The organism is Pontibacillus salipaludis (assembly GCF_014642405.1).
GTDB classification, from domain to species: Bacteria; Bacillota; Bacilli; order Bacillales; family BH030062; genus Pontibacillus; species Pontibacillus salipaludis.
On record NZ_BMIN01000009.1, the window covers coordinates 132440 to 154763 of the forward strand.

At 40.7% G+C, this 22324-nt stretch carries 25 protein-coding genes; 20 read left to right on the forward strand and 5 right to left on the reverse strand.

Going from position 1 to position 22324, the window contains the following annotated elements:
- Positions 1-68 precede the first annotated feature (68 nt).
- Complete coding sequence (locus IEW76_RS11625) at positions 69-1394, forward strand: short-chain fatty acid transporter (protein WP_188653994.1); 1326 nt, start codon at positions 69-71, stop codon at positions 1392-1394.
- Between the two features lie 149 nt (positions 1395-1543).
- On the opposite strand, the gene IEW76_RS11630 is transcribed toward IEW76_RS11625, so the two are convergent.
- Both IEW76_RS11630 and IEW76_RS11635 read right to left on the reverse strand, forming a co-directional pair.
- Entirely contained in the window at positions 1544-3100 is a 1557-nt protein-coding gene (locus tag IEW76_RS11630) for an ABC-F family ATP-binding cassette domain-containing protein (RefSeq protein WP_188653996.1), read from the reverse strand.
- A gap of 110 nt (positions 3101-3210) precedes the next feature.
- Positions 3211-3903 carry a bacteriorhodopsin gene (locus IEW76_RS11635; RefSeq protein ID WP_188653998.1) on the reverse strand — a complete coding sequence of 231 codons (693 nt, stop codon included), beginning with the start codon at positions 3901-3903 and terminating at the stop codon, positions 3211-3213.
- Between the two features lie 121 nt (positions 3904-4024).
- On the opposite strand from IEW76_RS11635, the gene IEW76_RS11640 reads away from it, so the two are divergent.
- Both IEW76_RS11640 and IEW76_RS11645 read left to right on the forward strand, forming a co-directional pair.
- Entirely contained in the window at positions 4025-4729 is a 705-nt protein-coding gene (locus IEW76_RS11640) for a DUF2711 family protein (RefSeq protein ID WP_188654000.1), read from the forward strand.
- 94 nt (positions 4730-4823) lie between these two features.
- Complete coding sequence (locus IEW76_RS11645) at positions 4824-5546, forward strand: polyphosphate kinase 2 family protein (protein ID WP_188654002.1); 723 nt, start codon at positions 4824-4826, stop codon at positions 5544-5546.
- Positions 5547-5660: 114 nt separating this feature from the next.
- On the opposite strand, the gene IEW76_RS11650 is transcribed toward IEW76_RS11645, so the two are convergent.
- Positions 5661-6224: a glutathione peroxidase gene (locus tag IEW76_RS11650; protein WP_188654004.1), complete on the reverse strand. Its 564-nt coding sequence runs from the start codon at positions 6222-6224 to the stop codon at positions 5661-5663.
- 129 nt (positions 6225-6353) lie between these two features.
- Between IEW76_RS11650 and IEW76_RS11655 the strand changes: the two genes are divergently transcribed.
- The 4 genes from IEW76_RS11655 to IEW76_RS11670 all read left to right on the forward strand — a co-directional run bounded on the left by IEW76_RS11655 (position 6354) and on the right by IEW76_RS11670 (position 10609).
- Complete coding sequence (locus IEW76_RS11655; RefSeq protein WP_188654006.1) at positions 6354-6782, forward strand: DUF1801 domain-containing protein; 429 nt, start codon at positions 6354-6356, stop codon at positions 6780-6782.
- A 155-nt stretch (positions 6783-6937) separates the two neighbouring features.
- Positions 6938-8014, forward strand: coding sequence for an SDR family oxidoreductase (locus tag IEW76_RS11660; protein ID WP_188654008.1), 1077 nt, complete (start codon positions 6938-6940; stop codon positions 8012-8014).
- A 277-nt stretch (positions 8015-8291) separates the two neighbouring features.
- On the forward strand, positions 8292-9872 hold the full coding sequence (locus IEW76_RS11665) for a BCCT family transporter (RefSeq protein ID WP_188654010.1): 1581 nt from the start codon (positions 8292-8294) through the stop codon (positions 9870-9872).
- A gap of 191 nt (positions 9873-10063) precedes the next feature.
- Positions 10064-10609 (forward strand): GNAT family N-acetyltransferase, encoded by a 546-nt coding sequence (locus IEW76_RS11670; protein WP_188654012.1) that lies wholly within the window; start codon positions 10064-10066, stop codon positions 10607-10609.
- Between the two features lie 16 nt (positions 10610-10625).
- On the opposite strand, the gene IEW76_RS11675 is transcribed toward IEW76_RS11670, so the two are convergent.
- Positions 10626-11003, reverse strand: coding sequence for a carbonic anhydrase (locus IEW76_RS11675; protein ID WP_188654014.1), 378 nt, complete (start codon positions 11001-11003; stop codon positions 10626-10628).
- Positions 11004-11262: 259 nt separating this feature from the next.
- Between IEW76_RS11675 and IEW76_RS11680 the strand changes: the two genes are divergently transcribed.
- The 4 genes from IEW76_RS11680 (at position 11263) to IEW76_RS11695 (ending at position 13554) form a co-directional block, all read left to right on the forward strand.
- Entirely contained in the window at positions 11263-12222 is a 960-nt protein-coding gene (locus tag IEW76_RS11680) for an alpha/beta hydrolase (RefSeq protein WP_188654016.1), read from the forward strand.
- Between the two features lie 187 nt (positions 12223-12409).
- Complete coding sequence (locus tag IEW76_RS11685; protein WP_188654018.1) at positions 12410-12760, forward strand: hypothetical protein; 351 nt, start codon at positions 12410-12412, stop codon at positions 12758-12760.
- 30 nt (positions 12761-12790) lie between these two features.
- Positions 12791-12952, forward strand: a complete 162-nt coding sequence (locus tag IEW76_RS11690; protein ID WP_188654020.1) for a hypothetical protein — start codon at positions 12791-12793, stop codon at positions 12950-12952.
- Between the two features lie 20 nt (positions 12953-12972).
- The gene (locus tag IEW76_RS11695) at positions 12973-13554 is read left to right on the forward strand and encodes a kinase (protein WP_188654022.1); all 582 of its coding nucleotides are present in this window, start codon (positions 12973-12975) and stop codon (positions 13552-13554) included.
- Between the two features lie 47 nt (positions 13555-13601).
- On the opposite strand, the gene IEW76_RS11700 is transcribed toward IEW76_RS11695, so the two are convergent.
- Positions 13602-13811, reverse strand: coding sequence for a hypothetical protein (locus tag IEW76_RS11700; protein ID WP_188654024.1), 210 nt, complete (start codon positions 13809-13811; stop codon positions 13602-13604).
- A 228-nt stretch (positions 13812-14039) separates the two neighbouring features.
- Here IEW76_RS11700 and IEW76_RS11705 point away from each other — a divergent pair, with 228 nt between their 5' ends.
- The 9 genes from IEW76_RS11705 to IEW76_RS11745 are packed head-to-tail and all read left to right on the forward strand — an operon-like array spanning position 14040 to position 22319.
- Positions 14040-15248 (forward strand): acyl-CoA dehydrogenase, encoded by a 1209-nt coding sequence (locus IEW76_RS11705; protein WP_188654026.1) that lies wholly within the window; start codon positions 14040-14042, stop codon positions 15246-15248.
- Positions 15249-15260: 12 nt separating this feature from the next.
- Positions 15261-16040, forward strand: a complete 780-nt coding sequence (locus tag IEW76_RS11710; RefSeq protein WP_188654028.1) for an SDR family oxidoreductase — start codon at positions 15261-15263, stop codon at positions 16038-16040.
- A 36-nt stretch (positions 16041-16076) separates the two neighbouring features.
- Positions 16077-16640 (forward strand): TetR/AcrR family transcriptional regulator, encoded by a 564-nt coding sequence (locus IEW76_RS11715; RefSeq protein WP_188654030.1) that lies wholly within the window; start codon positions 16077-16079, stop codon positions 16638-16640.
- Between the two features lie 13 nt (positions 16641-16653).
- Positions 16654-17532, forward strand: coding sequence for a 3-hydroxyacyl-CoA dehydrogenase family protein (locus IEW76_RS11720; protein WP_188654032.1), 879 nt, complete (start codon positions 16654-16656; stop codon positions 17530-17532).
- A gap of 15 nt (positions 17533-17547) precedes the next feature.
- Complete coding sequence (locus IEW76_RS11725; protein WP_188654034.1) at positions 17548-17943, forward strand: acyl-CoA thioesterase; 396 nt, start codon at positions 17548-17550, stop codon at positions 17941-17943.
- A 14-nt stretch (positions 17944-17957) separates the two neighbouring features.
- Entirely contained in the window at positions 17958-19010 is a 1053-nt protein-coding gene (locus tag IEW76_RS11730; RefSeq protein ID WP_188654036.1) for a phosphotransferase family protein, read from the forward strand.
- Positions 19011-19012: 2 nt separating this feature from the next.
- On the forward strand, positions 19013-19762 hold the full coding sequence (locus tag IEW76_RS11735) for a 2-phosphosulfolactate phosphatase (protein WP_188654038.1): 750 nt from the start codon (positions 19013-19015) through the stop codon (positions 19760-19762).
- Complete coding sequence (locus IEW76_RS11740; protein WP_188654040.1) at positions 19746-21515, forward strand: acyl-CoA dehydrogenase FadE; 1770 nt, start codon at positions 19746-19748, stop codon at positions 21513-21515. Before IEW76_RS11735 ends, IEW76_RS11740 begins: the two co-directional genes overlap by 17 nt.
- 18 nt (positions 21516-21533) lie before the next feature.
- Positions 21534-22319, forward strand: coding sequence for an enoyl-CoA hydratase/isomerase family protein (locus IEW76_RS11745; RefSeq protein WP_188654042.1), 786 nt, complete (start codon positions 21534-21536; stop codon positions 22317-22319).
- Positions 22320-22324 lie beyond the last annotated feature (5 nt).

Genomic DNA, 22324 nt, shown 5'->3' on the forward strand with positions numbered 1-22324 from the left:
TGCCGTTTGTTTTGGTAGCTTAGTATGTGGGGTATTTTGAAAGCGCTTTATTAAAAGGGGGATGATGTATGAAACGAGCTATTCATTTATCAAATCGGCTAATGCAACGATATTTACCAGATCCATTTGTTTTTGTCATTATACTTACACTCGTTGTATTCTTGCTCGGAATGGGTGTCACCGGGAGTACGCCTGTTGCCATGGTTCAATATTGGGGTGAGGGATTCTGGAACTTATTATCCTTTTCTATGCAAATGGTATTAGTTCTTGTAACAGGATTTGTGTTAGCGAGTAGTCCATTTTTTAAAAAGATGCTTAGTGCATTAGCTTCTAAACCGAAGTCACCAGGGCAAGCGATCGTGTTTGTCACACTGGTATCCTTACTCGCAAGCTGGGTGAATTGGGGGTTTGGACTTGTTATTGGCGCGTTATTTGCGAAAGAGCTAGCTAAACAAGTGGGGAATGTGGATTATCGTTTATTAATAGCTAGTGCTTATTCAGGTTTTATCGTATGGCACGGTGGATTAGCGGGTTCTATTCCGTTAACAATTGCGACACCGGACCATTTCTCACAAGATATCATAGGTATTATTTCGACTAATGAAACCATTTTTTCGGTATTTAACTTAGCGATTGTCGCATCATTATTTATTGTACTACCTATTCTGAACCACAGAATGATGCCATCTAAAGATGAAAGGGTCTTGATTGATCGATCCATTTTAGAGGAAGGCCGTGATTATCAAGCTGCTTCTGTGGAAAAGAGTGAGCTTACACCAGCTGATCGTTTAGAGAACAGTAAAATTCTAGCCATGATCACAGGGGTGCTTGGTCTTGCCTTTTTAGTTTATTATTTTGCAAGTAATGGATTTCAACTCAATTTAAATATCGTCAACTTTGGTTTCTTATTCCTTGGTATTCTGTTTCATGGAACACCGAAAGCATTTATTGAATCTGTCAAAGAAGCAGTAAGTGGGGCAAGCGGGATTATCATTCAGTTCCCGTTTTACGCTGGAATTATGGGGATGATGGTTGCATCAGGTTTTGCACAAGAGATGTCTTCGTGGTTTGTAAACATATCAAATGAGTTTACGTTTCCGTTTTTCGCGTTCATTAGCGCTGGAATCGTTAACTTCTTCGTCCCTTCAGGTGGAGGACAGTGGGCAGTGCAAGCACCGATTATGCTTGAAGCTGCAAAAGAATTAGGCGTATCGATCCCAAAAACAGCCATGGCAGTCGCCTGGGGAGATGCATGGACAAATATGATTCAACCATTCTGGGCATTGCCAGCCTTAGCAATCGCTGGCCTAAAAGCTAAAGACATCATGGGCTTTTGCTTAATCGTACTTATCGTAAGCGGCATATTCATCTCACTAGGTTTACTATTCCTTTAGAGTTCTTTATCACAATAAAGAGATGAAGGGTGTCTGGCACGCGGTCTTGCTGTACAGTAGTAAAGGGTGCCAGGCACGCGTTAGCGCTGTGAAGTGATAAAGTGATGTCTTTAAACAAAAACAGGCCCTTATTTGGGGCCTGTTTTTGTTTAAAATACTTTTGTTGTCCAGTCTTCGCAGTTCCACACGTCAGTTACGATATCCTGGTAGAAGTCTGGTTCGTGAGAGATGATTAAGACGCTTCCTTTATAATCTTTTAACGCTCGCTTTAGTTCTGCTTTCGCATCCACATCGAGGTGGTTGGTCGGTTCGTCGAGAACAAGCAGGTTTGTTTCTTTGTTAATTAGCTTACATAAACGAACTTTGGCTTTCTCACCACCACTTAACACTTTCACCTTACTTTCAATGTGCTTTTGTGTTAAGCCACACTTTGCAAGGGAGGAACGAACTTCATATTGTGTGAGGTGACGGAATTCTTCCCAGATTTCTTCTATACAAGTATTATTACTTTCTTCTTTCAACTCTTGTTCAAAGTACCCGATATGGAGATGATCGCCAAGCTCAACAGAACCTGAGACAGGCTGAATTTCTCCTAATATACTTTTAAGCAAGGTTGTCTTACCAATTCCGTTTGCACCTGAAAGGGCAATCTTTTGATTACGTTCCATCTCTAAGTTCAATGGTCTTGAAAGAGGTTCATCGTATCCAATGACAAGATCCTTCGTTTCAAATAAATATTTGCCTGGTGTACGGGCTTGTTTAAAATTGAAACTTGGTTTTGGCTTTTCAGAATCCAGTTCAATAACGTCCATTTTATCAAGCTTCTTCTGACGAGACATCGCCATTTTACTTGTAGCAGCATTAGCCTTGTTACGTGCCACGAAATCTTTTAAGTTGGCAATTTCTTTTTGCTGCTTTTTATAGGCAGCCTCAACTTGTTGCTTCTTCATTTCATATACACGTAAGAATTCATCATAGTCGCCAGGGTACCTTGTAAGCTCTTGGTTTTCCATATGATAAATCAAGTTCACAACGCTATTTAAGAATGGGATATCGTGTGAGATTAAGATAAAGGCGTTCTCGTAATTTTGAAGGAACGTACGCAACCACTCAATGTGTTCTACGTCCAAGTAGTTTGTTGGTTCGTCGAGTAGCAGGATATCTGGTTTTTCAAGAAGTAGCTTAGCGAGTAGTACCTTAGTACGCTGTCCACCACTTAAATCGTTCACATCTCGTTCTAAGCCAATATCATCCAGGCCAAGACCGTTTGCGACTTCTTCTACTTTGGCATCAATGGTGTAGAAGTCATTGTTTGTTAATTCATCTTGCATTCGACCCGTTTCTTCAAGCAGCTGTTCAAGTTCCTCTGGCTCTACCTCACCCATTTTGGCAAATAAACCATTCATTTCTGTTTCAATATCAAATAAATATTGGAACGCTGTTCGTAAAACATCACGGATCGACATACCTTGTGCTAAGTCTGCGTGTTGATCTAAATACCCAACTCGCACTCGCTTTGACCAGGTGACTTTACCGGCGTCAGGCTCTAGTTTACCTGTAATAATATTCATAAAAGTAGACTTACCTTCACCGTTGGCTCCGATAAGTCCAATGTGTTCTCCTTTTAATAAACGAAAAGAAACGTCTTCAAAGATCGCACGATCCCCGAAGCCGTGACTTAAGTTCTTTACTGTGAGTAAGCTCATGTTTTACACACCTTTTCCTTCGATAAGTTCATGCTTGTCTATTATAAAGGTCATTTCCTATTTCCGATAGTAGGAGCGAGCAAAATTTAATAGAAAGGCGCGTTTCTCTTTTAAAGTTGTTTCAATTGGAGGCGTCTCAACCCATATAAATCCAGTACACTAAAACCTATTTTTGAAAATATAGGGAGGATAATGAAAGCAAGGATCTCCATTGTTTCTTGAGTCACATCTAATCCAGACGAACCGAGTATCCAAGCAGTCGGATAGAGAACCCAAAAGACAGTAAGGTAAAGGGCAATTCGTTTGTAATGTCTAGACAACTCTTCACCCGTATGATCAGCTATTCTTTTTAAAGGGTACCATATGATATATAAGATTAGACAAAGTGCTAATACCCCCAGTACATACCATATATATTTTACAGCGCCATCAGAAAAATCTGCTATCAAACCAGTCAAAATCATAAATACATCAGCGACTACAAGCGAGAACAGAAGGGCAATGTTTTTCTTCTTGTGTTCAATCATTGCCGTTAAACCCAGTGCAAGTAGAAGTAGAGGGGTTGTGATGACCCAGTCGAGGTAACGAGCAAAATATATCGTCTTCTCTGCTTCCTCGAGAAGTCCCTGACCTAAGGCGATCGATAAATAAGCAACTCCAGACCAAGCTGGTATGGTGATGGCAAGTACATACTCATACGAAGGGACGCCTTGTGGATTTCGACTTAAAAAGTAAAAGTAAATAGCTCCGATCATCATGATAGCAAAATAGGCCCAATGCATGCCGGTTACAAATGAACTCATAACAACTCCTGCCTTTCTTTATATAGTAGGATTATGGTCGATCCTTCGTTCGTTTAAACCTATAAAAGGGATCTGAAGGGGAATCTTGGTTTCGTCGAGAATGTAATAGAAAGGGAGGTGAATGATTATTTGCATAGAATATTTTTATCCTGAACCTTCAACTTTCACCTCAACTATAATTGGACAGTTACCAGATCTTTATCATTCAGTTGCAATAGTTTACTCTCCTTTTGTTCAAATGCCTAAAGGATGGGTTGAACAAGAACAAGTAAGACAAGGTAGGGAAGAACCGTTTATAGATAACAAGGATATTTTACACTATGGAAAATTAGTAACTTGGGTTGAAGTAAAGGAACAAACGGGGTTAACGATGGATGAGCAAGTTTCTGTGGCTTTAAGGACTTTCTACGGTGCTTTACGTACGTCTTCAGAGCGCCAAGACTTACTTGCTACCGTTCAACACTCCTTAGAAGAGGATATAATTTTTCCTTATGAAGATAGTTTCCCCATACTGTTTCTCCCAGCTTTTTTCTCTATGCTAAAAGAAGTGGGGTGCTCAAAAGCTTATTACTCCCAGCTTAATGTAAAAAAGGGAGCGATCGATTTAGATGATTACTCTGATGAAGAATTAATATCTCTTTGTGAGCAACCTACTACTCTTATTGGAGACAATGAAGAATTTGGACTTACATGTCACTTCGATTGCCCGTTTAGTCTGTTATTCTCCACTCATGCCTCCCTTGATAAGTGGATAAACCCTACTAGTCTTGAAGGCTTTCAGTGTGATGAAACGACGAAATTGGGCTGGGATTTAGAAGCGTTATGAATAAAGTAAACATACGAAAACTAATTTCATGCATGTGCGATAAGTGGTCATGATTTTACTAGCATGCTTAAGAGGAGAAAGAGAGGGTGGACATATGCTTGAGTCTGTAGATCTTTCCTTGAAGATAAGTGACAAAAAGCAATACAAAAAAGAGCTAAAAGAAACCCAGTTGGAGTTGCTTCAGCTCCAACGGTTATTAGTCGATCACCAAATGGGATGTCTGATTGTTTGTGAAGGGTGGGATGCAGCTGGTAAGGGAGGGGCCATTAAACGACTGACAAGCGGTCTCGATCCACGTGGCTTTGAAGTACATCCAATAAGCGCACCTACATCAAAAGAAAAGAGTCATCATTATCTAAAGCGCTTTTGGACGAAGATACCACCTTACGGCAAAATTGCCATATTCGATCGATCTTGGTATGGAAGAGTGTTGGTCGAGCGAGTAGAAGGGTTTGCTAATATGGAAGAATGGAGCAGAGCGTATGAGGAAATAAACCAGTTTGAACGTAAGCTCCTCCATGATCAATATATCATTATCAAGTTATGGTTCCATATTTCAAATGAAGAACAACTAAGGCGTTTTCAGGAAAGAGAAGCAGATCCCTTAAAACGATGGAAGATTACTCAAGAGGATTGGAGAAATCGATCGAAATGGAAACTGTATGAGGAAGCTGTAGAGGACATGCTACATAAGACGTCACCTCCTCAATGTAAGTGGCATGTTATTGAAGGGGAAGATAAATATTTTGCCAGGGTTAAAACAAATAAAATTGTTATACAGGCTATTAAAGAAAGATTAAATCAACAAGCTCCTTAGAATGGACCAGGGTTATAAGAGAAAAGGGGCAGCTTTAGAAGGAAACTCAAAAGAAAGTAGATCTAAAATTAAACCACTCAGAACTAATTCCTGAGCGGTTTAGAAGATGTTCAGTTAAACAGTCATTTTTGAAAGCTGAGCTTCAATATCTTGCTCCATATCGATTGTGTCTGTTGTACACTCAAATCGATTGACTACTTCTCCATCTGTATTAATTAAGAATTTGGTGAAGTTCCATTTAATAGAATAGTCATCAGTAAGATATTCGGGATGTTTTTCGTTTAGTAGTGGGATCAGCACTTTCGCAACAGGGTGTGTTTTATCAAATCCTTCGAACGCTTTCTTACCTGATAGATGGGCGAAGAGAGGGTGAGCGTTTTCGCCTCTTACGTCGATCTTTTGGAAAAGGGGGAAGGAGACTCCATAGTTTAATAGACATGTTGTTTGGATCTTCTCATTTTCATCAGGTTCTTGGTTGTCGAATTGATTGCATGGAAAGCCTAAGATGACAAGCCCTTTGTCCTGATAACGTTCATGAAGGCGTTGTAGATCCTCGTATTGATATGTAAAGCCGCACCTTCCGGCAGTATTCACGATCAACAGCACCTTACCTTTATAGTGTTCAAGTGATAGTTCTTGTCCGTTCATGGCCATAGCCGAATAATTATAAATGCTCATGTAAATAACCTCCTAATAGATTGATAGAAAAGGGTTGAGTCTTTTGGCCCATTTGTAAGTATGGCAATATATGATCGTATTGGCAAATAATACGCATGGATTAAATAAAATGAAAAGGATGGTTTATCTTTGTATACATTGAAAACGCAACCTAATGATCAAGGTGTACTAGAATTTATTGAACAAATAGAGAGTGTGAAAAAGCGAGAAGATGCCTACCGGTTACTTGATCTTTTTACTGAAATTACAGGATGCGAGGCAAAGATGTGGGGGGCATCGATTATTGGGTTTGGATCTTATCATTATAAATATGACTCAGGACATGAGGGGGATGCGCCTGTTGTTGGATTCTCCCCCAGAAAAGCGAAGCATAGTCTCTACTTAGCGCAAGGAGAACCAAACCGAGAAGAACTCCTCAGTCAATTAGGGAAGCATAAAACAGGGAAGGCTTGTGTGTATGTCAACAAACTAGATGATATAGATATGGAGGTGCTTCGTTCGCTCATACAACAATCTATAAATTTCATCAAACATCGATATCCTACAACAATGAAGTAACCTCAACTTACAAGGTGTACTCTAGTAGAGCAAATGTCTTTACTCGTTTTGAATATATCCTTTACTAGCTCTTCCTCCCTCTCTTTTAGTCTGTTTGTTGTAAACAAGGAATAGATTTATAAATAGACGTTCATAGATAAAAAGGAGGTTATGTTTTGAAGCGAACTTACTTTATAACGGGATTTCCAGGATTTATTTCATCAAAATTAATTCAAAAGCTTTTGATGGAGGACCCAAACGCTCATTTTGAATTGCTGGTTTACAAGGATCAATACTATAAAGCTACTATAGAGATGGATAAGCTTGTTAAGGATTCTAGATACACTATTATTAAAGGGGATATTACTCTTCCTGATTTAGGTGTGGACGAAGAAACTAAGAATCGATTATACAATAAAGTGACACATGTCTTTCATTTAGCTGCTATTTATGACTTGGCTGTGCCTGAGGATCTAGCTTATAAAGTAAATGTAACTGGCACAGAACATGTGCTGCAGTTTGTCAGACAGATCTATTCGTTGGAGCGGTTTGTCTATTTTAGTACAGCTTTTGTTTCCGGGGATCGGGCGGGAGAGATATTGGAGACAGAACTTGATTGTGGCCAGTCTTTTAAGAATCATTATGAAGCTACAAAATATGAAGCTGAACTACGGGTACAGAGGCATATTTCGGAACTGCCTACTACTATTATTCGCCCAGGTATTGTAATGGGGGATTCTAAAACTGGGGAAACGGCAAAATTTGATGGTCCGTACTTTGTAATGAGATTTCTTGATAAGTTTGCCCGAATTCCAATTCCTTATATCGGTAAGGGAGCAGCCCTTATTAACTTAGTACCAATCGATTTCGTAGTAAATGCTACTGTCTTTCTGGCCAATGATCAGAGGGCGTCAGGGAGTGTTTATCACTTAACAGATCCTAATCCTTTAACGGCGAGGAAGGCCTATCGATTAATTTGTGAGACCCTCCTTGGAAAGAAGCCTTCCTATACTTTACCGACCTCAATCGTATATAAGACATTATCTGTCCCCTCATTCCGTAAATGGGTTCAGGTGGAGCGAGAAACCCTAGACTATTTTCAATTGAAGGCAGCGTATAATTGCGATCAAGCTTGTGAGCACCTGAGAGGGTCTGGTATTGAATGCCCTAACCTAGCAGACTACCTACAACAAGAAGTTACTTATTATAAAGAACATCGCCATGAACACGAAAAACTTATCCAGGTCAATTAATAAAATAAGCCAAAACCTTTCAAATCGCTTCATAATTTAAAGCCTCACTGGTATCGTATTTGTTTAGGTTCTAAATCCTCTGTATTCCTCTTAAATCATTGAAAATTTCATTTTGACGTCTTTATTCACAATCTATATAATTAAACACTATGTGAAAAAGGTCGGAAATAAAGGGGAGAAACGCTTTCTAATAAAAGAATGAAAAATTCCAGAGCATCTAAGAACAAAATACGAACTATATCTAGCAAAAGATATAACAAAAACCAGGAGGAAAACAATGACAGACGAAACGAATAGAAGAACGGGGCTTGATTGGGTCACATTCATCATTAGTGGAGGATTCCTCATACTATTTCTTGTAATGTCCCTTGTTAATGACACACTAATGGGAGAATGGATTACAAGCGCGTTCGACTTTTCTGTTACATTCTTTGGAGCATTCTGGCAATTATTATTACTCGCTACATTTGTTGTCGGAGTTGCGCTAGCACTTTCGAAATATGGGAAAGTGAAATTAGGAAAGCTTGATACACCTGAATACAGCCTATTCCGTTGGGTTTCTATGATTTTATGTACGTTATTAGCAGCAGGAGGTGTTTTCTGGGCAGCCGGAGAACCGTTGTACCATTATTTAACGACACCTCCTTTATTTGCAGAGGAAGGAATGAGCCCTGCTGAGTCTGTAGTTCCTGGATTAGCACAAAGCTTCTTCCACTGGGGCTTCACTGCATGGGCGAGTCTTGGTACAGTAACGACTATTGTCTTGATGTATGCACATTATCACAAAGGGTATCCCCTTAAGCCACGTACGATGCTATATCCGATGTTTGGAGAGAAAATCTTTCGCAAAGGTAGCATAGTGGGCTCAGTTGCTGATATTGTATCGATTATTGCAGTAGCAGCAGGAACAATTGGGCCAATTGGATTTTTAGGACTTCAAGTGGGATATGCCTTGCAGTATTTATTTAATGTTCCTGATACGATTTTCACCCAATCCATTGTGATTATCTTTCTTGTAGTGGTCGCTTCTATTTCAGCAGCTACAGGTGTTGATAAAGGGATTCAGCTTTTAAGTCGTATTAATGTTGGGTTAGCTCTAATCCTGATGTTAGGAATGCTTATTCTAGGACCAACACTCTTTATTATTGATTCATTTATTGGAGCTGAGGCTTACCAAATACAGAACTTTGTGCGCATGAGTCTATACAGAGGGGATGATGGTTGGCTAGGTTACTGGACGATCTTCTTCTGGGGTTGGTTCATTGGATTCGGACCTGCAATGGCGATGTTTATCAGCCGGATCTCAAGAGGTCGTTCAATTAGAGAATTAATTTTGGCTGTGGCAATATTAGCCCCAATCGTTAGTAATTTTTGGTTTGCGGCTGTTGGAGGATCGGGACTTTTCTATGAAATGGAGAATCCAGGAGCTATTTCTGATGCGCTCAATAATTCAGGAATGCCGGCTGCTGTTATGGCGATTATGGAGCAAGTTCCTTTTGGTACCGTGATGGCTAGTGGATTCCTTGTTGTAACCATTGTATTTGTTGCTACTACAGCAGATTCCATGTCCTATTCTGTGGCTGTAACGCTTACAGGTCATGCGCATCCACCTCGTTTGTTGCGCGTGTTCTGGGCATTATTATTTGGAGCCATTGCTTCAACGTTACTTGGTATTGGTGAGAGTAGTATTCAAACACTACAAAACTTTATTGTTGTGACGGCTGTACCTGTATCCATTCTCATGCTACCACCGGTATGGTTAGCACCTAAAGTAGCTCGAGAGATGGCGGTTGATCAAGGCATCGTACTTGAGGAGAAACAACAGCAAACACAAGAATTAGAAAAGAAAACCTCATAAATAAATTCAGGAGACCTAAATCGTTGTCACGATTTAGGCCTCTTTTTATTGTGAGTAATAAACGCATATGTTTAAAGGGATAAAAATTTGCAGCTATCCTAATGGGATAATATGTTAAACTAGTAAAAAGTAATTTTTCCTATTAAAATTTGTATTTACTTATAAAGGTGAATCTATGAAGGTGGTATATTTTGATTACTCTTCAATACTTCAATCAGTCAAACTTCGAACAACTGATCAGTTGGATTCCATCCAAAGAATCTCTTTTACAATGGAGTGGCACACAGTTCACTTACCCATTGAACGAAAGTCAGCTTGTAAATTATATAGCTGGTGCAAATCAAAATGGTTCTGATCGATTCATATATAAAATAATAGAAGATGAAACAGGCAGTATGATTGGTCATATCTCCTTAGGAAGAATTGATTATCGTAATCGTTCTGCTCGTATAGGGAAAGTATTTGTCCATGATTCTATGAGGGGAAAGAAGGTCGCTCACGTAGCTATAGAAAAGGTGTTGAGACAAGCGTTTGAGGATATGGGATTACATCGTGTTACGCTTGGTGTGTTTGATTTCAATGAATCTGCCATTCGTTGTTATGAGAGAGTTGGCTTTAAAACAGAGGGACTTCTCCGAGATCATCGTAGGATTGGAGAAGAGTACTGGAGTTTATATGAAATGGCAATGTTAGAAGGCGAGTGGAGAGAAATGAATAAGAAAAAATCAGCTCGATAGGAGCTGATCTTCTCTCTTATATCGTTTCGACTTCCCATTTTTCATTAACATAAAGTCCTACTACTTGAACAGGAAAGCCCCAAGATTGTACAGCTTCAACAGCTTGTTTGATTTCTTCAACCTTTTGTTCACGGCCAACCGGATTTCCAGCGCAGTCATGGTGGCCTGCTACCGCTACAACTTCAGATCCATGTGCGTCGCAAGAAATGGTGACTTTCTCTTTCATGGAATCCACTTCTGAAGCGGCTCCTGCGAGAATAACCTTTTCGGGACCAGCTGCTGTGATCGTATCAACATAAGGGGTATTGTATTGATTTTGCATCCACTCGTTTACGGGTAGCTGGACACGTCCGTCCATACATGTAATTACAGTTGAGAAAGTTTTTTCAGACATAATGGTCCTCCTAGCATAATAAGCTTTACAAATCTATTATATATAAAATTTGCAAAAAGAGAAAGAATCATTTGGAGAGGGATAACAAGATGATCGTGGGTGGTCAAGGTAATGTTCATCCTCTTACCAATTAGTCAGATATTTATGTATAATATATATCTTATATTTGATTTTTTTGGTAGAAGATTACGAGTGAAAGAAAGCGCTTTCTTGTTTGTTTTGTTAGCTGGACACGATACTAGAAAAAGGAGAGCGGAATATGAAAAAGAGAATCGGCTGGAGTTTAATTGCTGTCTTGTTGTTCTTAGTTATTGGTCTGATCGGTGCTGGGAATTATTTTTATGGAGTAGCAATCAACAGCAGTAGTGGAGCGGTTGAATTACACGGGGGAGAAGCAGACGTTGCAAAAGCAGCTAGTGTACTAGATGAAGAACAGCGTAAAGAAGAAATGGTAAGGGAATGGACTGAGGAGCAGGATTTTCAGGATGTTAAATTGAAGACCGATGATGGGTTAACTCTTAAAGCTGTGTTCTTGGAAAATGAAAAACCGAGCGGGAAGACTATCATTCTTTCTCATGGCTATAAAGGCAATAAAGAACAAATGCCAGGAATTACAAAATTTTATTATGAACAAGGCTATGATATTTTAAAGCCTGATGCCAGAGGGCATGGTGACAGTGAAGGGGATTACATTGGTTACGGTTGGCACGATCGTTTTGATTATTTGCAATGGATTGATTTTCTAGTTGAAAAAAAGGGGGCTGAATCGATTATCTTGCATGGTTTCTCCATGGGGGCTGCGACGGTTTTGATGACTGCTGGCGAAGATGTGCCGAAAGAAGTCAAAGGGGTTATTGCTGATAGTGGGTATACTTCGGTAAATGAAGAGCTAGCGCACCAGATGAAGCATCTGTATAACCTTCCTTCTTTCCCTCTGCTTCAAGTTACAAGTATGGTAACAAGTTTACGGGCAGGATATACGTTTGAAGAAGCTTCAACGATTGATCAGGTGAAGAAGTCTGAAGTACCGATCTTTATTATCCACGGAGAGGACGACGAATTAGTTCCGACAGAAATGGCAGAGCGCCTCTATGCAACAGCTCCTGGTATAAAGGAGCTATGGATTGTTCCAAATGCAACTCACACGGACGGGTATACGGTTGCGGAGGAGGAATATCAGAAGCGGATCAAGAAGTTTATAGAAGAGACAGAAAAATAATAATGAAAAGGCGAATTCTATTTAGAATTCGCCTTTTCATTATTGGGGTCTAGCTATACTAAGCTGGTGTTGTAAAGTCCGTTTTGTAATCGGATAATCCTTTCCACCTCAAAGGGGAGCAAATCAAATAGAGGAAGTAGATCAAGTTGGTTATGAAGGTTCAATCATAACGATAGGGGAGATGCATATGACTACCGTAGTCATTATTAATTTTACAATTGGCATGTTATTGGTAGGGTTAGCGTTGTATAGGGGACGAGAGGTAGAACACAGACAAATCACGTGGCTTAGCTATTTATCTTTAGGCGTTCCGATATTACTGTTTATGCTTATGTACCTTACACCCACATCAGCTACAGGGGTTTTGCTAGTTGGTTTGCCGATTGGGACATTTGTGAGTTTAATTTGCTCTATAGTTGCATTGTTTAAAATGGATGAAAAGAAACTCATACCCTCAGTAGGGCTGTTTCTTACTCTTATTTTAACAAGTGTTATTACTATGTATGGTATATTTCTGTTCACACCACTTGCACCTTAAGGACCCTAATAGTATTTGGGAGAAGATTATATGAAGAAATGTTTAATATGGCTTATGGCTATGATCATTTCTATGTTACTTCTTATTTGGGTAGGTTTTAATGAGAAAGAAGGTATGATGCAAATCCTGTTGAGTTTGAATCTGATTGTGTACTTTGGATTAAAAAGAGCAGAACGAAATGAGTCTTGTTGAAATAGAACGGAGGGAAGAGCATGTTGGATTTTAATCAATTGAAAGGTTCGTCCAAAGAAAAAGGGAGGTCCGTCATTGGAATCGATGGTTTAAGTCGTTCTGGAAAAACGACTTTTGCTGAAAAAGTAAAAGCTCAATTGGATGAAGAAGAGATAGCTAGTACCATTATCCATTTAGATCATCATATTGTTGAAAGACATAAGAGGTATCAAACAGGGTTAAATCCGTGGATGGAGTATTATCATCTCCAATGGGAAGTTAAACAGTTAAGGGATGAGCTATTCCGTAAACTTACAACAGCGTCTTCTCTCACTCTTCCTTTCTATTATTCTTCAAAAGATGAATGCCGGGACGAAATAATTAATTTGCCTACGGATGGAGTGGTTATAGTAGAAGGGGTTTTCTTACAAAGAAATGCATGGAGACAATACTTAGACTATGTTTTTTATATAGAGTGTCCAAGAAAAACGAGGTTTAGTAGGGAATCGGAACATACGAAAGCAGATTTAGGTAAATTTCAGCAAAGGTATTGGAAAGCTGAAGAGTATTATATGGATACAATTCAGCCTCTATCAAAGGCTGATCAAGTGCTCTTTACATAGGTGATGATTAACAAAAGGCCCCATACAAAACAAGTATGGGGCTTCTATTATGAAGATCCTATGAAAGCAATGATTAAAGTTAATAGTAGAATGATCCCGATTAATAGGAGAGAGGCTTTACCATAGTTTCTAACCGTTTCATTTTTATTCCCAAATGCCAATATAAAAAGGGTGACAATGTTAACGCCTGGAATTGCTAATAATATTAAATAGAGAAGCCATTTCTTAACCGAAACAACTTGATCGCCAAAATTCAAATGACATCACCTTTCTGTACAGTCTTCTTTCCATAGTAGCATCTAGTAACAAAGTGATTCAATCCGATGATGATGGTATATATTGTTAATCATCAAGGGAGTTCAGGTTATATCTCATGTAACCTCTGCCTATATTCGTTAAACCTTTCCCTTGAATTTTCTGAATAATCAGCATACAATGGAATTACATACTAACCGGTTAGTATGTAAGCCGGAAGGAGGTCTACCATGCATTTTGATTACTCCACCAAAGTAAACGATTTATTAGGGCGGGTACGTTCCTTTATGGAGGATTACGTTTATCCAAATGAATCGTTGTACGAAGAACAGCTTAATAACCAAACATCTCGCTTTGAACAAGTTCCGCCTATTATAGAAGAATTGAAACAAAAGGCTAAGAAAGAGGAGTTGTGGAATCTCTTTTTACCTGAAGCTACATATGGGGCCGGATTAACAAACCTTGAATATGCTCCTTTGTGTGAAGAAATGGGGCGCTCGTTAATCGGTCCAGAAGTATTTAACTGTAATGCACCAGATACAGGGAACATGGAAGTGCTCGCACGATTTGGGAGTGATGCTCAAAAGGAACAATGGCTCATACCTTTATTAAATGGTGAAATTCGGTCCTGTTTCTCTATGACAGAGCCTGATGTTGCTTCTTCTGACGCAACGAACATCGAGGCGAGGATTGAACGAGACGGGGACGAATATGTTCTAAACGGTCGCAAATGGTGGTCCTCTGGGGCAGGGGATCCCCGCTGTAAGGTTGCCATTTTTATGGGGAAAACAAATCCTGATGCCCCGCGTCATAAGCAGCAGTCGATGATCCTAGTTCCATTAGATACACCAGGCGTTAAGATTAATCGAATGTTGCCAGTATTTGGGTATGATCATGCTCCTCATGGTCACGCAGAGATTGATTTTGAAAACGTTCGGGTTCCTGCAGATCATATCATTCTTGGAGAAGGCAGAGGGTTTGAAATTGCGCAAGGGCGTCTTGGTCCAGGTAGGATCCATCATTGTATGAGATTAATTGGGGCTGCTGAGAGGGCGCTTGATGATTTATGTAAACGCGTTCAAACTCGTGTTGCCTTTCATAAACCACTTGCTGAACAAGGGGTTGTGCGGGAGTGGATTGCAAACTCACGAATTGAAATCGAACAAGCGAGACTGCTGACATTAAAAGCCGCATATATGATGGATACAGTCGGGAACAAAGAGGCTAAGTCAGAGATTGCTATGATTAAAGTTGTAGCCCCGCAAATGGCCTTGAATGTTATTGACCGTGCCATTCAGGCTCATGGTGGTGCAGGTGTTAGTGACGATTTCACGTTAGCAGCTCAATGGGCAAACTCTAGAACGTTGCGTTTAGCAGATGGGCCTGATGAAGTTCATCGTCGTCAAATTGCAAAACTCGAACTCTCTAAACATCAGTGAAGGAGGAGTATAATGGGTATTCAACAATTATTTGATTTAGCAGGTAAGACAGCAATAATTACAGGAGGAGGGAGGGGGTTAGGCGCGCAAATGGCAGAAGCTTTTGCTGAAGCAGGTGCTAACCTTGTCCTATGCTCACGTAAAAAAGAAGCTTGTGAAAAAGTTGCCACTCAATTAGAAACACAATATGGGATGAAGGCGCTTGCCTTACAATGTGACGTCACGAATCAAGAACAAGTGAATGAAGTTGTAGCACAAGCAACAGAAGCATTTGGAACAATTGATATCTTGGTTAACAACAGCGGTGCTACTTGGGGAGCGCCATCACTTGAGATGCCTTTAGAAGCGTGGCAGAAAGTTATGAATGTAAATGCGACAGGGACCTTCCTCATGGCTCAGGCTGTAGGTAAAGTTATGGTTGAACAAGGGTCTGGGAAAGTCATTAACATTGCATCCGTAGCAGGATTAGGCGGAGCTGATCCGCGCTTTATGGATACGGTTGGCTATAACGCAAGTAAGGGAGCCATTTTAACACTTACGAAGGACCTTGCAGTAAAGTGGGGGGCATATGGTGTGAATGTAAATGCAATTGCACCAGGTTTCTTCCCAACGAAAATGTCCAAGGTTGTCCTAGAGCAAGGTGGACAGTATATTTTAGACCGCACTCCACTCAACCGTTTTGGTAGTGAAGAGGACTTGAAAGGGGCTGCCCTTTTTCTTGCATCAGCTGCATCTAATTACGTGACAGGCGAGACGCTTGTTGTGGATGGCGGCATGCAGGCCCACTGCTAATCATAATCACAACTTACTAACGAGAGGAACTTATACATGAGAGAGAAAATCATCAATACAAGCATAGCTCTATTCGGAGAAAGAGGTTTCCGAGAAGCATCGATTCAGGATATCACAAGAGAATTAGGTGTGACTAAAGGAACCTTTTACTATTATTTTACTAATAAAGAAGACGTGTTGATGCATATTCATCTTAGGTTTATTGAAGGGTTGCTAGAACAGCAGGAATCCATTTTACAAGATGAAGAGCTTACAGAGCGTGAGAAGCTTTACGCTAATGTAAAGATGATCATCAGTAATATTAAGTCAGGTGCCCAAAGTGCCCGTGTATTCTTCCGGGAAATGCGACACTTAAGTGAGAAGCATACCTCACAAGTACTTCCTAAACGAGACGAATTTCAGCGAAACTTACAGCATATTATCCAAGCTGGAATAGACAATGGAGAATTTCGAAGTGATTTACGTGCTGATATGTTATCATTTGCTGTTTTAGGCGTTTCCAACTGGAGTTACTTTTGGTATGAACCTGACGGTGAGGTAACAGAAGACGAACTGACTGACCTTTATATGAAAATGGTCCTAGAAGGGATCCAACTATAAGGAGGTAGTGTATATGAGAGTGAATAAGTTAGCGGTTATTGGAGCGGGTTCAATGGGGCATCAGATTGCGATGCTTGGGGCTTTAGGTGGGTATTCAACAGTACTTCAAGACTTAAATGAAGAGGCACTTGAGAAGGCAAAGGGAACACTCGAAGGGATTATGGATAAATGGGTGAAGAAAGGGAAGATCTCAGAAGGAGATAAGAATGAAGCATTTAATCGCCTTACATTTACACCAAGTCTTGAAGAAGCGGCAGGAAATGCTGATTTTGTTATTGAGGCCGTAGTTGAGAAGCTAGACGTAAAGCGTGAAGTGTTTCAACAGCTTGATAACATTGCTCCTCCGCAAACGATTCTTGCAACGAACAGCTCTACTATTGTCAGTTCCCTGATCGCTGACGTGACAGAACGTCCAGACCGCGTATGCAATATGCATTTTTTCTTCCCGGCCCTAGTCATGGATTGTGTGGAAGTGGTAAAGGGAGACCATACTTCTGAAGAAACAGCACAAATTGCTATGGAAGTTAGTGAGCAGATGAATCGAACGGCTGTCCTTCTTCATAAGGAGATCTCTGGCTTTATAGCAAATCGTATTTTATTTGCTATTCAAAAGGAAGCCATGAGTCTCTATGAAAATGGCTATGCTGATTTCAAAGATATCGATACGATTACGAAAAAAGCCCTCAGCCATCCACTGGGACCGTTCGAATTGCTAGATTTATCTGGTATTGACGTTGGATATTACGTTATGCAACAACAATATAATGAGACAGGTAATCCACTTGATCAGCCACCTAAAACGATCGTGGATAAAGTGGAAGCGGGCGAGCTTGGCCGTAAGACAGGTAAAGGATTTTATGAATATAGTGAAAACGGAAGAGTGCGCTCATAAAGGTGAGGTGACGATGTGCATCAACATAAAGTAATGGTTCGGTTTTGTGAAACAGACTTACTCGGGCATGTAAATAATAGTAACTATTTTGTTTATTTAGAAGATGCTAGAATTCAGTTTTTCTATGATGCGGATATTTTCGATGAAGACCAGAATTATGTTCTGGCATCGGCAAAATGTGACTTTATTAAGCAAGCTTATTTTAGGCAGGTCCTTGTTATTGAGACGAAAGTCGTTCGCATTGGTAATAGTAGTTTCACGGCTCTTCAAGAGATTTATGATGATGAAACAAATACATTAATCGCTAGAGGAGAGTCGGTCATTGTTTCATTCGATGTAGAAACAGAGAAAAGTAAACCACTCTCTGATCCTATTCGAGAGAAGTTAGATCAGTTTGTAGTGAACGTTTAAAAAGGGGGAAAATCATGCAGGATACACAACCCGTAAGGAGCGGAGAAGAACTTGATAGTAGAGCGCTCGAAGATTTTCTTAAGCGTCATTTATCTTCCTATCCATCAGGAGAACTTCAGGTTCGTCAATTTGGTGCAGGTCATTCGAATTTAACTTATGAATTGAAGAAAGGGGACTTTGAAGCGGTACTACGTCGCCCCCCTCTTGGACCGGTTGCTCCAAAAGCTCATGATATGAATCGAGAGTACACAATTTTGAAAGCGCTTCACGATAAGTTCCCTCTTGCCCCTAGACCTATTGTGTATGGTGATGAATCCGTTTTAGGAGCCCCCTTCTTTTTAATGGAAAGGAAAAAGGGGATCGTTCTTGATACGGAATGGCCAGAAGGAGTAGAAGGTTCTCATCAACTAGGACAATCGATTTCTAAAGAGATGGTCGACAGACTTGTCGAACTACACAACCTTGACTATCAAGGAACTGAACTTGAAACAATGGGGAAACCTGAAGGATTTATGGAGCGCCAAGTGCACGGTTGGATTAAGCGTTATGACAAAGCCCTGACAGATGATGTGAAATCAGGTGAGCGAATTAAGAAATGGCTCATCGATCACATACCATCTTCTTCTGAAGCTTCAGTTATCCATTATGATTACAAACTAAATAACGCGATGTTTAATAGAAACAACTATAGCAGGATGGTGGGTTTATTTGACTGGGAGATGACGACGGTTGGTGACCCAATGGCTGATCTTGGAGTAGCTTTAGGATACTGGATCCAGAAGGATGACCCAGAGTCGTTACGAAAAGGATTAGGGAAGCCACCATTAACCATACAAGAAGGTTTCTTCTCTCGGGATGACTTTATAGAACGGTATGCGAAGAAAAGTGGTAGGGACGTAACGAATATGGACGTCTATCTATCGTTCGCTTATTTTAAGCTCGCTGGGATTGTACAACAAATCTATTACCGTTACAAAATGGGGCAGACAAGCGACCCACGATTTGCGCATATGAATCATTTTGTGAATCACCTTATTGATCTAGCAGAAGAAACAGCGAGGGTGTAGAGGTGGGGCGCATTCATGTAGTGATGAAAAAAGAAGATATTGATCCTTCTAGGTGGCAGAACAACTCAGTTGCCGTTGTCTTTGATGTACTCCTTGCTACTTCCACTATTACGGCAAGTTTAGCGAATGGTGCACGGGAAGTAATACCGGTTCTAAACGAACAGGAAGCGAAATCAGTATCAAAAAGATTTCAGCATGAAAACCCACTCGTTGCAGGGGAGTATGGAGGCATCACAATTAAAGGCTTTCTCCCACCTAATCCACTAGCGTTAAATCGAGTTGTTTATAATCGTCTACTCATATTATCGACAACAAATGGTACAGTTGCCACTCGCCGTTCAGAGGGAGCTTCAATGGTCTATCTATGTTCACTCTTAAATATAGGTGCTATAGCCGACCGGCTCTACCAAGAACACCGAACAGAAAATATTGTACTTGTGTGCTCCGGATCAGCGAACTCGTTCTGTCTTGAGGACTATTACGGTGCGGGGGGACTCCTACATTCATTGATACAAAAAGGTGACTGGGAATTATCTGATGCGGCTCGAGGTGCCTTAATGGTATACAGCAACGAAAAACGGACCGCTAAAGAAGTCTTAGCTGAAACGAGAGTTGGAGAAATGATGACTGCTTATGGCTTAGAAGAGGATCTATCGTTTGTGTCTAATGAAAACCAATATAATATTGTCCCCGTATTTTCCAAGAGGAGCGGGTCGATTAAGGAGGTTAAGGAATATGAATCCAGTCGATAAGATGATCAGGGGTGGTCAGTTTTTAACGGATCGTATAACGCCTCTAGAAATGTTTACTCCAGAAGATTTATCAGATGAGCATAAGATGATTCAGACAACAGCTCAGAAGTTCTTAAGAGGAGAAGTCTACCCTCAAAGGGAGACCATCGAGAATGGAGACTTTGAATTAGTTGCAACCCTTATGAAGCAAGCTGGGGAGCTTGGTTTACTTGGGCACAGCATTCCAGAAGCTTATGGAGGATTGGGATTAGACAAAATTAGCAAAGGGATTGTTGGTGAAGCCCTGGGGAGTGCGAGCGGATATTCTGTAGCGCACAGTAATCATACTTGTATTGCGACCCTACCTATTACGTACTTCGGAACAAAAGAACAAAAAGAGACATACCTTCCTAAACTTGCCTCAGGTGAATATATTGGAGCTTATTGCCTGACTGAACCTGAGGCAGGTTCAGATGCATTAGCGGCTAAAACGACAGCCGCTTTGAACGAAGCGGGCACGCACTATATTTTGAATGGAACTAAAATTTATATAACGAATGCTGCATTTGCTGATACCTTTATTGTTTATGCCAAAGTCGACGGGGAGCATTTCTCTGCTTTCATAGTTGAAAAGGATTTTCCTGGGGTCACGATTGGACCGGAAGAACAGAAGATGGGGATCAAAGGTTCTTCAACGTGTTCAGTCATTTTTGAAGACTGCGAGGTGCCTGTAAAGAATCTGTTAGGGGAAGTTGGCCGTGGTCATGTTATTGCTTTAAATGTGCTGAACTTAGGGCGCTTTAATCTTGGCTTTGCAACCACTGGCGCTTCACGTGCTGTCTTTGATGCGACCTTGTCACAGGTAACGGAACGAAAGCAATTTAAACGGCGCATTGCAGACTTTCCGGCAACACAAGAAAAAATTGCAACGATGGCGAGTGAATTATTTGCAGCCGAGTCGGTTATGTACCGTACAGCAGGGCTTGTAGAATCAGCTCTAGGAGGCTATGAGGATTCTGTCGATTATAAAGCGATTGCTAAAGCAATGAATGAACATGCTCTAGAATCGGCAATTTGTAAAATTGTAGGTTCTGAGACTCTTGATTACATGGCAGATGAAGGCGTTCAGCTTCATGGGGGAGCCGGCTTTATTAAGGAATATCCAGTTGAACAAGCCTACAGGGATGCACGGATCAATCGAATATTTGAAGGAACGAATGAAATTAATCGGTTACTAATCCCTGGGGCGTTCTTTAAACGAGTGGCGAAAGGGGAAGTAGATGCACGTTCATTAATTGAGCAGGCACAAGCAAAGCTTGAAAGTGGTATTCAGAAAGAAGACGACATTCTCGCTTCCCTCCATCAAGTCGTAGATACCTACAGAAACATTTTCTTAGTATGTGCGGGTGCTGCCTACGAAGCCTACGGGGACGCTATGAAGAATGAACAGGAAACCCTGATGAAGCTTGCTAATATTGCGATTGCTCTTTATCAGGCAGAATCATGCGTAGTTCGGGCAGAGAAAGCGAGAGAACATGGGGATCGTACCTATAGTTTAAAAGAAAAACTTGCGGAGACGTTTGTGGAGCATTCTTTAGCACAAGTTGAAACGAACGCGAAGTATCTCGGTGCATCCTTGTTAAAAGGCGAAATCCGATCCCAATTCCTGATGGGTGTTTCCGTTAATTTGAATGCCTTTCTTACAGAGAATCGCATAGAACGAAACCGTGTCATAGCGTCTCACATGATCGAAGCGACCAATTACGTTCGCTAATATAAAGGAGGATATGATTTGATACAAGGCAATGATCATTTACAAATTACTCAAGAGGGGCCTGTTTTATCTTGTGTGTTAAACAGGCCAGATCGCCTTAACGCATTCAGTGAAGAAATGATTACTGGATTAACACGGGCGGTGAAACAAGCAGATCGCTCTGATTCTATTAAAGCGATTACCATCTCTGGTGCAGGACGTTCTTTCTCCGCAGGTGGAGATGTAAAAGAGATGGGGCAAGCAACGGCTACAGATGTGTATGATCATTTAGGGTATTTAAATGAACTCATACTGACGATGAAAGAATGCTCGAAGCCGATTATAGCAATCGTTCATGGTTTCGCAGCAGGAGCTGGCTGGAACTTGGTACTTGCTTGTGATCAAATTCTCGCCGCTAAAGAAAGTCAGTTTGTCTTAAGTTTTGCCCAGGTGGGATTGGTTTCAGATGGAGGTGGCAGCTATTTCTTAACGAAAAAGCTTGGTCCGTATAAAGCCAAAGAGCTTCTTTTTAATGCGGAACCTGTATCAGCCCAACAGGCCATGGAGCTTGGGTTAGTCAATAAAGTATATGAGCAAAGCGAACTTGAAGCTTCAGCAAGAGGATACGTTACTAAAATTGCAATGGGACCAGGTCGTGCGATCAGTATGATGAAAAAGCTCGTCAACCAGTCTGAAACAGCCGATCTTGCTTCGATTCTTGAGCAAGAGCGAATTACTCAGACGGTCATGGTTTCAACAGAGGATCATCAGGAAGGCGTTAGCGCGTTTGTTGAGAAACGAAAGCCTGCATTTACAGGCCAATAAGGAGG

What these genes read in the sequence shown, in the direction of transcription:
- IEW76_RS11625 (WP_188653994.1), top strand. Translation starts at nt 69, where the DNA reads ATGAAACGAGCTATTCATTTATCAAATCGGCTAATGCAACGATATTTA.
- IEW76_RS11630 (WP_188653996.1), bottom strand. Translation starts at nt 3,100, where the DNA reads ATGAGCTTACTCACAGTAAAGAACTTAAGTCACGGCTTCGGGGATCGT.
- IEW76_RS11635 (WP_188653998.1), bottom strand. Translation starts at nt 3,903, where the DNA reads ATGAGTTCATTTGTAACCGGCATGCATTGGGCCTATTTTGCTATCATG.
- IEW76_RS11640 (WP_188654000.1), top strand. Translation starts at nt 4,025, where the DNA reads ATGATTATTTGCATAGAATATTTTTATCCTGAACCTTCAACTTTCACC.
- IEW76_RS11645 (WP_188654002.1), top strand. Translation starts at nt 4,824, where the DNA reads ATGCTTGAGTCTGTAGATCTTTCCTTGAAGATAAGTGACAAAAAGCAA.
- IEW76_RS11650 (WP_188654004.1), bottom strand. Translation starts at nt 6,224, where the DNA reads ATGAGCATTTATAATTATTCGGCTATGGCCATGAACGGACAAGAACTA.
- IEW76_RS11665 (WP_188654010.1), top strand. Translation starts at nt 8,292, where the DNA reads ATGACAGACGAAACGAATAGAAGAACGGGGCTTGATTGGGTCACATTC.
- IEW76_RS11675 (WP_188654014.1), bottom strand. Translation starts at nt 11,003, where the DNA reads ATGTCTGAAAAAACTTTCTCAACTGTAATTACATGTATGGACGGACGT.
- IEW76_RS11680 (WP_188654016.1), top strand. Translation starts at nt 11,263, where the DNA reads ATGAAAAAGAGAATCGGCTGGAGTTTAATTGCTGTCTTGTTGTTCTTA.
- IEW76_RS11685 (WP_188654018.1), top strand. Translation starts at nt 12,410, where the DNA reads ATGACTACCGTAGTCATTATTAATTTTACAATTGGCATGTTATTGGTA.
- IEW76_RS11690 (WP_188654020.1), top strand. Translation starts at nt 12,791, where the DNA reads ATGAAGAAATGTTTAATATGGCTTATGGCTATGATCATTTCTATGTTA.
- IEW76_RS11695 (WP_188654022.1), top strand. Translation starts at nt 12,973, where the DNA reads ATGTTGGATTTTAATCAATTGAAAGGTTCGTCCAAAGAAAAAGGGAGG.
- IEW76_RS11705 (WP_188654026.1), top strand. Translation starts at nt 14,040, where the DNA reads ATGCATTTTGATTACTCCACCAAAGTAAACGATTTATTAGGGCGGGTA.
- IEW76_RS11710 (WP_188654028.1), top strand. Translation starts at nt 15,261, where the DNA reads ATGGGTATTCAACAATTATTTGATTTAGCAGGTAAGACAGCAATAATT.
- IEW76_RS11715 (WP_188654030.1), top strand. Translation starts at nt 16,077, where the DNA reads ATGAGAGAGAAAATCATCAATACAAGCATAGCTCTATTCGGAGAAAGA.
- IEW76_RS11720 (WP_188654032.1), top strand. Translation starts at nt 16,654, where the DNA reads ATGAGAGTGAATAAGTTAGCGGTTATTGGAGCGGGTTCAATGGGGCAT.
- IEW76_RS11730 (WP_188654036.1), top strand. Translation starts at nt 17,958, where the DNA reads ATGCAGGATACACAACCCGTAAGGAGCGGAGAAGAACTTGATAGTAGA.
- IEW76_RS11740 (WP_188654040.1), top strand. Translation starts at nt 19,746, where the DNA reads ATGAATCCAGTCGATAAGATGATCAGGGGTGGTCAGTTTTTAACGGAT.